The organism is Mycoplasma putrefaciens KS1 (assembly GCF_000224105.1).
Taxonomy (GTDB): Bacteria; Bacillota_I; Bacilli_A; order Mycoplasmatales; family Mycoplasmataceae; genus Mycoplasma; species Mycoplasma putrefaciens.
In genome coordinates, this window is record NC_015946.1 from 412,133 (window position 1) to 425,126 (window position 12,994).

Below are 12,994 nucleotides of genomic sequence, written 5' to 3' on the forward strand. Positions count from 1 at the left end.
TGTTATGTCTGTTAAAAATGACTCAATCTATTGAACTTATTTTAATGAAGAAAATAAACTTCTTTCTAATAGTAACTTTAAAAATTTAACAGTTTCATTAAAAGAAAAAATAGATGAAGTTTTTGATATTGCACATTTTGGTGTATTAAACCTACAAAACGTAAAATCTGAATCACTTAGCTATATTGATCTATCTGAAATTAATGAGATTGCTGAATATATTGTTAAAAATTATCAACTATTTTTTAAGCACCTAAATCATGAAACTAAGAAAAAATCATTATATGGTGAACAATTAACAAACTATGATAAATCTGAAATTTCATTTATTCTTGCTAATATAGTATTACCTTACATTAAAGACAAACTATTTATTGATTATCAAAATTTAATAAATAATCATCACGCATTATCTTTGATTTTGTTTGAATTAGCTAGAAAATATAAATACGTCTATAATTTAACTGAAAATAATGATGACAAAATTATTTATTTTGGATCTGCTTATCCTTTATTGGTTACAATGATCATTGTAAATATTACTAATCATAAAGAAATGTTTAATAATATTAAGAATTTTTATACAAAAGAAAAGATTCTTTCAACTTTTAATGTGGGAAGGCCGCTGACCCCAGAAGAAGCTAATTACTATAAATCAGATCTTGAAAATTTAAAATATGAAGAAGAATTCAATACTTTTATAATTAATTTTAAATATGAAAACTGATCATCATTTTCATTAGATAAAAAATATAAATTGTTATTTCAATTATCAAAACTTACAGCTTTATTTTTAAAAGAAAAGATTAAAAATATTGCTAGTTTAAAAGATGGTAAAGACTTATTTTATTCATTATTTAATTACATTCAACTATTTTTAAATGACAATCATCTTGATGAGAGATTTGATGAATCAGCTACTTATCAAATCTTTACTTCAAAATCAGAAAAAGAAACTACAAACCGAATTTTATCTCCAATCATTATTAAAGATTTTGATCATTTTAAAATTGGTGAGCATATTGCTAAAATCAAAGATTATGCTAGATTTGTTTGTGATTCAGATAGAATTCAAGATTTTTTAACTTATGCTTTATTTACAACAAGTTATTTAAAAGTAATTGAAATGCTTAGAAAAGATCACCATTTAATCGGAGATTTCTTAATTAGTCAAAAAAAATTATCAATTGTTTCTTCGCTACAAATTTATCAACTTGATCAGCAAAATCGCTATCAAAAACAATATGATACTAATGATATTGATGAAATTGATCTAAATGCTAAAACTAGTAAAGAACTATTTAACAGAGAATATTTGCTTGAAGATTTAAATAACAAAAAATCTCAACTAACTATTATGTTAAGAATTATTTCACTAATGTTAGCTGTTGCACCAGTGACTGCTAAGAGATTTAATTATTCTTGAGAATTGTTAGTGAAATACTACATTATTACTTTTGGTCCTTATAAAAAGAAAGTAGCTCTTTATAATAAAAAAGAAATTGATGCTGTAATCATTCAGATTAATAAGCTGTTATCTAGTTATAAAAGAAGTAAAAATAAAGACGATTTTATCGATACTTTGTTTATTATTAACAAGCTAGAAAATTTTAAAAATTAGCTAAAAACTCATTTAATTACATATATGATTATGATATATTCATATATGTAATTGCTATGCCCATGTAGCTCAGTTGGATAGAGCACGCGCCTTCTAAGCGTGAGGTCGGAAGTTCGAGCCTTCTCGTGGGCACCACTTCGAAAACAATTTGTTCATGCTTAGGCATGAATTTTTTATTATAGAAAGCAAACATTATGAAAAATTTTTATGATGAACTATTAGAAAATATTAATGATGCGATAGATCAAAAAAACTATGAAAACGCTTTAAAACTAATTAACAACGAACTTTCTATGCCTTATATTCCAACTGATGTAGAAAAAAAACTTTTAAAGTTATTAAAAGTTATTAGAAATAAACAAAAAGAACAACTAAATCTAAAAACTGAAAGTTATGATTTTTACAAAATCAAATCATTGCTAAATTCCGATGATTATCTTCAACAACTATTGGCTTTTAAACATTTAAAAACTATAAATATCAAATTGTTATTAGATGATATCAAACAATTTTTAATCGATAAAAAAAATAAAAATGAAAACAAAACCTTATTATTAATGACTTTAGCTGAATTAGAATTTGACTTTGATTTTAAAGTTATTAAAAATAAACAATACTTAATTAATCCAGTTAAGATTGATTTTAATTATATTGATCAAAAACTACTAGAAATTGAAGAGTTAATTTCAAAGATAATTACTGATAAAAATCCAAGTTTTATTGTTATGGCAAAACAAGTTTTATATTATTTTTATTTTGATAACTTTCCTGATGTCAAACTAGAAGATGTTGTTGAAATTGCTATAGCAGTAGTTGATGTTGTTTATCAAATTATTGGCATTAAAAGTGATTTAACGACACTTATTAATCACTATAAATTTGATCATAAAAAAGTTGAACAATTAGTTAATACTATTAAAAAAAGTGGTGCTCTGAAAAATGAATAACATTAATTTTGACACTAAAAACTATCAAAGTTTTAACGACTATAATGATTTAATGATTAGAGCATTTAAAATTACTTGCTCATTATGTGATAGTCAAGAAATTGAATTTCTTTTTAAAGATAGTCCCATTCCAATTGGTAGATTATTAAAACAACAAAATCTTAAATTATCAGACATAGAAGTTGAACAAATAGTTAAACAAGAACTTATCAAATGAGATCAATTAGAAGCAAGTAATTTTAAACAAAAAATCCCAACTTTTTTATGTGCAGTTTGTTGAAATAGTTTACTTGAAAACTCAACTAAACAAGACGGTTAATAATTAGCTAATTATTATAAAATTACTAATAATATAAGTGAGGTGTTGATATGAAGTTCGTAGATAGTGCAGAGTTTGTTATTAAAGCTGGAAAGGGTGGCGATGGTGCTGTTAGTTTTCATCATGCATTATTTGTTCCAAACGGTGGTCCGAATGGTGGCGATGGTGGCGATGGTGGTTCAGTTTATATTCAAGGTGATACTGGTAAGCACTCATTATTAGATTTAAAACTACAAAAAAAATATCAAGCTGAAGATGGAAAAAAAGGAGATATTAAAAATATGCATGGTGCTAAAGGTGAAGATAAAATTATTAGAGTCCCTGTTGGTACTGTGTTATTTAATAAAAATACTGGTCAAATTTTAGCTGATATTAATCATGAGAAAAAAACAGTTTTAATAGCTAAAGGTGGAAAAGGGGGAAGAGGAAATGCTAGATTTGCAAATTCACGAAACAAAGCTCCAACTATTTTTGAAGCTGGTGAACCAGGCCAAGAATGACAAATAAAAGCCGAATTAAAAGTTTTAGCTGATGTAGGATTTATTGGTAAGCCAAACGCCGGTAAATCAACCTTATTAAGAGCTGTTTCAAACTCTAAACCCGAGGTTGCTGATTATCCATTCACTACTTTAAACCCACAACTAGGAGTTGCCAAAGCAAAAAACGGTGATACTTTTATTGTAGCTGATTTACCAGGATTGATTAAAGGAGCAAGTCTAGGAAAAGGTCTTGGACATCAATTTTTAAAACATATTGAAAGATGTCGAGTAATTTGTCATGTTTTAGATATGTCAGGAAATTATGGATCAGAAGATGTGATTGAAAACTATCAACTAGTTAGAGATGAACTAACTGCTTATAATCTAAATTTGGAAAAACGTCCAGAGATTATTGTTTTTAATAAAATGGATTTAGATGAAGCACAACTAAATCTTATGGATCAGAAAATTTTAGATTATTTTAAAGATAAAAATACTGTGCAAATTTCAGGATTAAAGAAAAAAAATATTGATCAATTACTACTTGAAATTAGCAAGGTTTTAAAAACAGCTAAAGATGCTCCGTTGTGAGAATTAGACGAGCAAGATACTGATGAAATTGTTGTTTATACTTTTGAAGAAGATAAACCAGACATTCAAATTTTTAACAAGGGAAATGGTCGATGAGAAGTATCGGGTGAGACTATTTTAAAAATCTATCAAAAGTTTCCTATTTGAACTGATGATAATTTATTAATGTTTAATGAAAGATTAAAAAAAACTGGTCTTTATAAAATGCTTGAAGAGCGCGGAATTAAAAAAAATGATCTTGTTAAAATTTTTGATTATGAATTGGAGTGAGTAGACTAATATGAAAAGTAATTTAGAAAAATATTTAGATTATTTAATAAAATTTATCAAACAAACAGTTAAACAAGCTAAAGCAAATGGAGTTATTGTTGGTATTAGTGGAGGAGTTGACTCTGCTGTTGTAGCTAATTTAGCAAAAAAAGCCTTTCCTGATAACTATCTGACTGTTTGAATGCCAATTCAATCAAGCCAACAAGATTATGATTGTGTCAAACAATTAATTGAACAATCTCAATTAAAAAATATTGAAGTTAATTTAGAACCAACTTTTGATATTTTTAAACAAAGCTTTAAAAATTTTGATCAAGAACCTAGCTTGTTAGCTTTTTCAAATGCTAAAGCAAGATTAAGAATGACAACTTTATATACTATAGCTCAAACTAAAAAATACTTAGTTTTAGGAACAGATAATTTAGATGAATGACATATTGGTTATTTTACTAAATATGGTGATGGTGGAGTTGATCTTGTTCCAATCATTAATTTATTAAAATCAGAAGTAAAACAAGCAGCCAAAATACTAAATGTTCCAGATACTATTATTAGCCGTGCACCAACTGCAGGGTTATGAGAAAACCAAACTGATGAAGCTGAAATTGGTTTTAGTTATGATCAAATAGATCAATATCTATTAGGAAATATTTCAAATGCCAAAATTAAAAAAAGAATTGATTATTTACATAAAACTAGTCAACATAAAAGAATGCTTGCTAAAGCTCCAAAACCATATCACAGATCAAACTAGTTGATACTAGTTTTTTATTATTTGATAAAAAGCAAAATTTTAGTTACGTTTTTTTAGAGTGTTAAAATATTAGTAAATAAAGATAGGTGAAAAAGATGAAAATTTTAAGTATTTTTGTGATTGAAATTTTTGATATTACAATACCTTTTTCAACTATTTTGCTAATATTTGGGATTTTAGGATCTCTTGCAATGCTTATTTATATAGGGATTTTATTGGTCTTGATCAGAAGAAAAAAAAATAACCAAAAAGTTATCAAAACCGAATTACAAAAACAACTAAATCTTATTGATGATGAGATCATCTCAATAATCAATGATTTAAAACACGAAAAAATAGATCTGCAAAAAGAAGGTGACTAGCATGAATCAGAATCAAGCGATCTTTAGTTCAAACAATCTTTTGGATTATAATGATGCTAATAACTCAGAAGTTCAACAAACACAGCTTAAAAAAAATGATAAAACTCCAAGATCTGAACGTTATAAAAAGAGACGTTCAATGTCTAATTTTTCAAAAAAAGCATTAGATGAAGTTGAAATGCCTAGTCAGATTGCCAAAGAAATTAGAATGGAAAAATATAAGATTCTAGCAATTCAATTGATAGGTGTCTTTTTAATTGTGGCAGGTACATTTTTTTTAGTTCTCCATTTTGTTGATTTTGAAAAAACTAACCTTTTTAAAATTCCTAAAAAATACATTCCTAATCCAATTGTAATGGGATTTGTTGCAGCAATTGGTTTGATTATTTGTATCATTCAATTAATTGAATATAAACAGTTAATAATAGGTGTCAGAACTTATAAGATAAACTTATTATTAGGAAAAGATACAATACCATTCTTTTTAATTAAACAGTTTCGTTTGTTAATAAAACGTCCTATTTATATCAACTGGTTTTGTGGAACTGTTTATTTGTATGGTTCAATTGCCATAGGAATTATGTTTGGAGTCAATGAAATTCTTAAATTAAAAAATAAAGAACAAATCATTACTGAAATTATTGTTTTAGGTGTTATATTAGCTATTGTGTTACTATTTCATATTGTTTCGTTAATTTCAATTAAATGAAGAAAAGGAAATATTATTTCATATTATGGTTATGAAATAATTGATGCTGAAGAAATCAAACAACTTAAACAAGAAGCAAAAAGACTATCTATGATTATTTTTTTTATCATATTAGCTATTGTGTTATTTGCAGTTATAATCCCATATTTAATAATTAGAAAAAGACGAACTGATAAGCCACTTTGAAGTTTTTTATAATCAAAAATTAAGGTGATAATACAATGAAAAAAAAGATAGCTTTATTTGGAGGTAGCTTTGATCCTTTTCATACAGATCATTTAAATATTGCTAAATCTTGTTATCAAAACTTAGGATTTGATGAAGTTTGACTAATACCAACATTTTTAAATCCTTTTAAAATCAAGCAAAATAGCACAATTCATGATAGACTACAAATGTTAGAAATTATTAAAAATAAATATCATTTTATAAAAGTTAGTGAGTTTGAAATTAAACAAAACAGATCAGTTCCCACTTATGAAACTGTTTTACATTTTATTAATAATTTTTCAGATTATCAGTTTTGTTTTATTATGGGTTCTGATCAGCTAGATAAATTTGAAGAATGAAATAATTTCGAGCAACTAATTAAAGTTATTGAATTTAAAATATTTAAACGTGATCAAAATTATAATAAAAAAATACTTCAAAAATACAATCTTGAGTTATTTGAATTTGATAATAATCATTTACGTTCCACAGATATTAGAAATTTAAAAAATCTTGATAAGCAAATTCCTGAGATTAATGATTATGTCAACAACAATCTGTTGTATTTATATGAAAGATTAGAATCTCAAATGGATCACAAACGTTACATCCATTGTATAAATGTTGGACAAATGGCTAGCAAGTTAGCTAAAAAATGAGGACTTGATTCTAAAAAAGCACTAGTTGCTGGAACATTGCATGACATTACCAAAAGATGAGATCAAAAAAAAACACAAAATTATCTTCAAAAATACTTACCAGAACTTTTAAATGAGCCCGAACCAGTTTGACATTCTTATACAGGTTATTTACATTTAAAATATGATTGACTTATTAATGATCAAGAGATCTTAAATGCGGTTTTTAATCACACTGTGGGTAGTGAAAATATGACAATGTTAGACATTGTTGTTTTTTGTGCAGATAAAATTAGTTCAGAAAGAACTTATGATAATGTAGAACAATTCAGAGAACTTTGTTTTACAGACTTGATGAAAGGATTTAAACTTTTATTAAAAAACCAATATCAACTTGCTGTAAGTAAACACGGAAGAAATAATATAGGATCAAATTTAATTAAAACTGTTAATCATTTTTTAGGTAAAAATTATGCAAAATAAAAAACTAATAATTAGCGCAATGTATCAAGAATTAGAGCAAGCTATTGTTACTTGATCAGCAGAATTAATCGAAGATAACTCAATTGTAAAAGTTTATCAAGCAAAAAATATTTTATTTGCTATAACTGGTATTGGACTTGTTAATGCTAGTATTGCGTTAAGTTATCTTTTATCAAAATATCATATTGATACTATTTTAAATATTGGAACATGTGGGTCTTTAAATCAAAATCTAAAACAACAAGATATAGTTATTGTTAAAAATGCTTGATATTCAGCTGCTGATGCTACTGCTTTTAATTACAGTTATGGTCAAATTCCTAAAATGACTAATTTTTATCAAACAGACAAAGATTTAAATAAATCAATAGAAAACAAACTTAAAAATTTTAAGTATGTAAATATAGCATCAGCTGATATTTTTATTAATAATCAACAACAGATTGATTTATTTATCAATAAACTTGAACAAACAATTGATGTTGTAGATATGGAATGTACAAGCTTTTTACAAACAGCTTATTTATTTAATAAAAAAATTACTTCTATCAAAGTAATTAGTGATGTGTTATTTTCAGAAGAAAAAAATTCATTACAATTTAACGAATTTATTAATCACGCTTCAAAAATTATTTCTCAAATTATTTTAAAGTTATTTAATTAAAAACTTTATTTAATAGTTTTATAAAATCTAATCAATTCATTTAGGTGGTCTTTTTTTAATTTGATCAAGATTTGTAAAAAAATTAATATTTGTGGGTTTTTTAAGATTAAATGTTCACTTGCCCAAGTCTTGTGTGAAACTTTTTGTATCAATAAACATACCATTTATTTTTTTGACTTTTGTAATAACTCAACTACGATATGAAGCACCATCTTGTTTATAAACAGGTTTTGTTATTAAAGGTTTACCAGCATTATTAAAAGCCAAAGCATTATTAAACATACCACTCATATCAATTACATTAGAAGTGTCTCATTCTGATAAGTCTTGATTAAACACTCAAGCATTATAAAACAAATTATCCATATATAAAACATTTGATACTTTATCTTTTCAATTTAATGGTTTATTAAAAGAAAATGCAAATGCAAATGTTTGAGATAATGAGTTAACTTTTTTAACATTTCATCTGCTTAGATCCTGATTAAATGACTTAGCTCGATAAAACATTTCACTCATAGTAATGACGTTTGCAACATCTCAATTTCCAATTGGTTGGTTAAATTTATAAGCAAACGAAAAAGTACCTTTCATATTTCTAACATTGCTAGTATTTCAATGTCTGATATCACCATTAAACTTTAAGGTGTTTTTAAATGTGCTTTGCATATCTGTAATATAATAAGTATTTCATTTTTCTAGTCCTGAGATTTTTTCATTAACATTTCCTTCAAATGCTTCAAACAGTGAAGAAATTTGTCAAGGCAAATAATCTGGAACTTTTTTAATAGTTATTGGCATTTTATCTATTTGAATGTCTTGAGTCTGTGGATTTCAATGATATCCTATTTCTAGACATTCAGTCATATCACTACTATAAACAGCTTTTTTATTATGTTGTTGATCACTTAAATCACTTCTTAGTTCATTAATTAGATCTAAAGTAGCTTGGGTTTGATATTTTTCTAATTGTTGAGCAATTTTTTCAAAATTCTGATCAATTTCTAACTCATTTTTAATCTCTTGTTTTTCATGTTCTGTCATTTCATAGATATTTTGACCTTCGTCTTGACTTTGCTGATTGTCTTGCTCATTTCTAGTTTGTGGTTTGGCATCTTGATTATTCTGTTGATCAGTTAAATAATTTTTATTTTTATTAGTATCTTTTTGTGGCTGGTCATCTAAAACTTTATTAACATTTTCAGTTATTTTAAACTGTTTATTTTGATTGTAAGTAACTAAAAAGATAACCGTTAGGCTTGATATAGTTAAAATAAGAAAAACTATTTCTTTTATAATTCGCTTCACTTTTTTCACTCCTTCAATTGAAGTATTAGTAAAAAAAATGAATTCTAGCTTATTAAATAGTTAATTTGAAAATAACTAACTTAAATAAATAACATTTTAGAACTTGAAAACTTAATCTTAGCTAGTCAAATAAAGTTATAGTTTGTTAAAATATTTATTAATATGGGGGTTTTATGAAAATAGCGATTTTTGGAACTACAGGAGCTGGTAAAACTACTTTGATTTCTAATTTAAAAAAATTATTACCTGAAGACTATTTTTTTGTTGATGAAAATTTAAATTCTCCCTATTTTGACCAAGCGTATAATGATCTTAACCCAGATTTAGAATCTTTAAATTATAAACTAGATCTATGAATGTTAACTGATAGATTCAAAACAATTAAAAAGTACGCTAAAAACAAAGACGTTATTTTTGATCGAACATTTTTAGATTCGATGGTTTTTGTAGAAACTGATTATGATTACAAACGCTTAAATCAAGTTGATTATCAAGTATTTAAAGATTATTTTACAAGTTGTGTGATCGCTAATTTAACTGATCAAACTCAAGATCTTTTTAAATTTGATGCAGTCATTTATTTAAAAGTGGATTATCAAAAATCATTTGAACGCATCAAAAAACGCAATAGAAAAGAAGAATTAGATACTGAAAAGAAATTTTGATACGATCTATGAAAAAATTATCAAATTTGGTATGAAAAATATCAATCAATTCTACCTTTTTGAGTTGTTGATGCTAATAGTGATGATTCAATGAGTTATGCTAAAAAAATTGCTGATAGAATCATAAAAATTGATAAGCAAAAATCTAATTAAGTTATATTTTAAAAAAGTAAAGACTGCTAGAGTTATACAATAGCAGTCTTTTTAGCTTTAGCTTTTAATTTTATAAATCTAATTATATTGTAAATAATGGTTGAAAAACTAATACTAAACATAATAACAAAGACAAATATTGCACAATTTCTAAAAAATTCACCAGGCAGTATTTTGATTATTTCATCCTGGTTTGGGTCAAAAAGCCAATTATCTTTACCTATAAAAAATATTTTATGAAATATTACAAATGCTTTATTAAAATCAATTGCTGACAAAATTGTTATAACAGCAAAAAAGATAATGATACTAATTGAAGCATAAAAACTTTGTGTAAATTTTGTATTTTGAAATTCAGCTTTATGTTTAAGTTTATAAAAACTAATACTTATAACAGCTATTAATGAGATTAAAAAGACAGTTAAGCAGATGATAAATAATATTTTGACATCATTAAAGTGAGCTTGACCTTCAGCTGAACTTTTTAATGATCCCACACTATAATCAGCAAATAATGTCAGATAATTCATTATTGAATCATATGCTGTTTTAATCGTTTGATAATCATAACCTGAAGTTTGTTGGATATTTAAACTCTTAATTTGTCAATAATAAAAAGGTCGAAAATAAATTACAAAATTAATTGAAAAAGTAATAATTAAAAAGAAATAAAAAATTGAGTTTAATATTTTAATGATTTTTGTGCTCTTTTTTGAGGTATTATTAATTTTCATGCTGATCCTTAAGAAATTGGTTTATTTAATATTAGAATACTAATTTATTTGTTAATTTTTAAAGTTTTGAGTTTTACACTGCTTATTTTTTCACTTAATTAAATAAGCTAGTTGGTCTAATAAATATTTTAAGAAAATAGATTCACTATGTTCAAATAATTGATAATACTTTCAACCATAATTAATAAAAGAACTTAAACTTAGATTATGAGCTTTAGCTAAATTAACGCTTAGTATTTCTGACATTGAGAAAATAAATAAATTAGATTTAAATTCATCGGGAATACTGCCTCAAATTGTTTCAAAAAAAGGAATTTCTTTATCATCGCCCATTAACATAACAATTAAATCATTAGCTTTTAATTCATGTAATTTGAATGAATCTGAAAAAATGTTAAATTGTTCAATTACTCTCACACCATTTAAAACAAAAAAATCATTTAACCAATTTAGTTCTTTTTGTAAAACATAACCTGAAAATAAATGGACTTTTTCAGCATCATAAAATTTATCAACTAATTTTGAGATCTTATTTAGTTGTGGTTTTAAACTTAGAATATGTTCTTGAAGCTTGTTAATATAACTTGAAAAAACTGTTTCTTCAAGTTTATTTTCTGGTGCTTGATTAATTTCATTATCAATCTCATTAACAGATAAATAAGCTAGTTCAAATTTTAATTTTGAAATCAATTCTCGATAACCACTAAATCCAAGTTTTTTAGAAAATAAGGTTACTGATGACTCACTAACATGGCATTGATCACTAGTTTCTTTCATTGATGGAAATCTCTGATTTTCAATAGCTTGAACTAATAAAAAGTTAGAAAATAAACAAATTCCTGAATCATTTTTTAAATCTGCGTATTTTTTTAAACTCTTAATTAATGAAGTCATAATAAGCTCACTTTCTTAGATGTTTAATTATATTATACTTGATTGTTAAAGTACTTACTAAGCTGACAAAGTACTTACTAGTTCAAAACTAGTCCTAATTAAGTATGATTTTTTAATAATTTCACTATTTTAAGATATCTATAATAAAATAAATTTCAAAGGTATTTTTATGAACAAACTTGATGTAATTTTAAAGACTAAAAATTTTAATAAATATCAAAAAACTCTTTTTATAAACTTAATTAAATTTAAAGATCAACAAGAATTAAGCAAAATAGTTTCAGATCTTAATGATAATAGTTTAATGATTAACTTAGATTCATATAATTATTGTGAATATTTAACTGATCTCTTTAGATTAAGTTTTTTTAACACCATTGATTTTATAAAACTTAACAATTTGAAATTAGATGATCAGTTACTAGAAGAATTAAAATTAACTACAACTTTTATTTCTAATACCATTAACAAATTATTCTGAACTAATATTGATAAACTATTTGATGCAAAAAACAACCTAGTTAACAAACGAGCTTATCAAATAAAAATTAGAGATTACTTGTTTTATTTATATAGCTTATTTAAAAAAATAACTAATAAGCAATTACTAAATATTATTTCGAATATAGTTAATGTTTATTTATTATTAGATTCATCAAAAAATAATCAAACAAAACTAGATAAATTAACTAATAATTTGACAAATATCTTAAATTTAATTGAACAAAGTTTTTTAGATTCAACTAAAAAGTTACTAGAAGAAATTTATCAAACTTTTGAATTATTGGTTTTTAAAGATCAACAATTAAAACAAACTAAAAATAATTTTTATGATTTTTTAAATAATGATCTTATTTTTCGATCAAATTTCAAAAACGAGTTAGAAGCCTTGGAATTTTTAGGTTTAACTAACAATACTAGTTGAAATGAGATCAAAAAAAGATACAAACTATTAGCTGTAAGATATCATCCTGATAATAATAAAAATGAGCCTGTTGCCGAAGAAATGATGCAGAAATTAAACAATGCTTATAACTTGTTAAAATCTAAAAAAAATAATAATATTTAAAAGAAAAAACTTAAATTTATTCAAAACTATAGCACAATTACTAGCTTAAATATTATCAACTTAAAAAGCGAATTTCTAAAGTTATAAAGTTTGAAAAAGTAATCTTATTAAGGTAAAATCTAAG

General features: G+C 24.7%; 14 protein-coding genes and 1 tRNA gene. 12 read left to right on the forward strand and 3 right to left on the reverse strand.

What is annotated here, in order from left to right:
* Positions 1–4: 4 nt before the first annotated feature.
* The 10 genes from MPUT_RS01735 (at position 5) to mtnN (ending at position 8,047) form a co-directional block, all read left to right on the forward strand.
* Entirely contained in the window at positions 5–1,621 is a 1,617-nt protein-coding gene (locus MPUT_RS01735; protein ID WP_014035087.1) for a hypothetical protein, read from the forward strand.
* 58 nt (positions 1,622–1,679) lie between these two features.
* Positions 1,680–1,756 (forward strand) — tRNA-Arg (locus tag MPUT_RS01740).
* A 59-nt stretch (positions 1,757–1,815) separates the two neighbouring features.
* Positions 1,816–2,568 carry a DUF3196 family protein gene (locus MPUT_RS01745; RefSeq protein WP_014035088.1) on the forward strand — a complete coding sequence of 251 codons (753 nt, stop codon included), beginning with the start codon at positions 1,816–1,818 and terminating at the stop codon, positions 2,566–2,568.
* Positions 2,561–2,887, forward strand: a complete 327-nt coding sequence (locus tag MPUT_RS01750; RefSeq protein WP_014035089.1) for a hypothetical protein — start codon at positions 2,561–2,563, stop codon at positions 2,885–2,887. Before MPUT_RS01745 ends, MPUT_RS01750 begins: the two co-directional genes overlap by 8 nt.
* A gap of 50 nt (positions 2,888–2,937) precedes the next feature.
* Positions 2,938–4,236, forward strand: a complete 1,299-nt coding sequence (obgE, locus tag MPUT_RS01755) for a GTPase ObgE (RefSeq protein ID WP_014035090.1) — start codon at positions 2,938–2,940, stop codon at positions 4,234–4,236.
* A gap of 1 nt (position 4,237) precedes the next feature.
* On the forward strand, positions 4,238–4,981 hold the full coding sequence (gene nadE / locus MPUT_RS01760) for an NAD(+) synthase (protein WP_014035091.1): 744 nt from the start codon (positions 4,238–4,240) through the stop codon (positions 4,979–4,981).
* A 95-nt stretch (positions 4,982–5,076) separates the two neighbouring features.
* The gene (locus MPUT_RS01765) at positions 5,077–5,343 is read left to right on the forward strand and encodes a TIGR04561 family membrane protein (RefSeq protein ID WP_014035092.1); all 267 of its coding nucleotides are present in this window, start codon (positions 5,077–5,079) and stop codon (positions 5,341–5,343) included.
* 1 nt (position 5,344) lies between these two features.
* Entirely contained in the window at positions 5,345–6,250 is a 906-nt protein-coding gene (locus MPUT_RS01770) for an MSC_0882 family membrane protein (protein WP_014035093.1), read from the forward strand.
* Between the two features lie 23 nt (positions 6,251–6,273).
* Positions 6,274–7,383: a nicotinate-nucleotide adenylyltransferase gene (locus tag MPUT_RS01775; RefSeq protein ID WP_014035094.1), complete on the forward strand. Its 1,110-nt coding sequence runs from the start codon at positions 6,274–6,276 to the stop codon at positions 7,381–7,383.
* Positions 7,373–8,047 carry a 5'-methylthioadenosine/S-adenosylhomocysteine nucleosidase gene (mtnN, locus tag MPUT_RS01780; protein WP_014035095.1) on the forward strand — a complete coding sequence of 225 codons (675 nt, stop codon included), beginning with the start codon at positions 7,373–7,375 and terminating at the stop codon, positions 8,045–8,047. The genes MPUT_RS01775 and mtnN overlap by 11 nt, the downstream gene beginning before the upstream one ends.
* 27 nt (positions 8,048–8,074) lie before the next feature.
* Here the strand turns inward: mtnN and MPUT_RS03725 are convergent, their stop codons facing one another.
* Positions 8,075–9,355 (reverse strand): BspA family leucine-rich repeat surface protein, encoded by a 1,281-nt coding sequence (locus MPUT_RS03725; protein WP_014035096.1) that lies wholly within the window; start codon positions 9,353–9,355, stop codon positions 8,075–8,077.
* Between the two features lie 173 nt (positions 9,356–9,528).
* On the opposite strand from MPUT_RS03725, the gene MPUT_RS01790 reads away from it, so the two are divergent.
* On the forward strand, positions 9,529–10,173 hold the full coding sequence (locus MPUT_RS01790) for a deoxynucleoside kinase (protein ID WP_014035097.1): 645 nt from the start codon (positions 9,529–9,531) through the stop codon (positions 10,171–10,173).
* Between the two features lie 32 nt (positions 10,174–10,205).
* Here MPUT_RS01790 and MPUT_RS01795 read toward each other — a convergent pair whose 3' ends face one another.
* The gene (locus MPUT_RS01795) at positions 10,206–10,907 is read right to left on the reverse strand and encodes a TIGR01906 family membrane protein (RefSeq protein WP_014035098.1); all 702 of its coding nucleotides are present in this window, start codon (positions 10,905–10,907) and stop codon (positions 10,206–10,208) included.
* 51 nt (positions 10,908–10,958) lie between these two features.
* A complete protein-coding gene (locus MPUT_RS01800; RefSeq protein ID WP_014035099.1) occupies positions 10,959–11,801 on the reverse strand; it encodes a MurR/RpiR family transcriptional regulator in 843 nt (280 codons plus the stop codon).
* A gap of 169 nt (positions 11,802–11,970) precedes the next feature.
* Here MPUT_RS01800 and MPUT_RS01805 point away from each other — a divergent pair, with 169 nt between their 5' ends.
* Positions 11,971–12,870 carry a J domain-containing protein gene (locus MPUT_RS01805; protein ID WP_014035100.1) on the forward strand — a complete coding sequence of 300 codons (900 nt, stop codon included), beginning with the start codon at positions 11,971–11,973 and terminating at the stop codon, positions 12,868–12,870.
* The last annotated feature ends 124 nt before the right edge of the window (positions 12,871–12,994 follow it).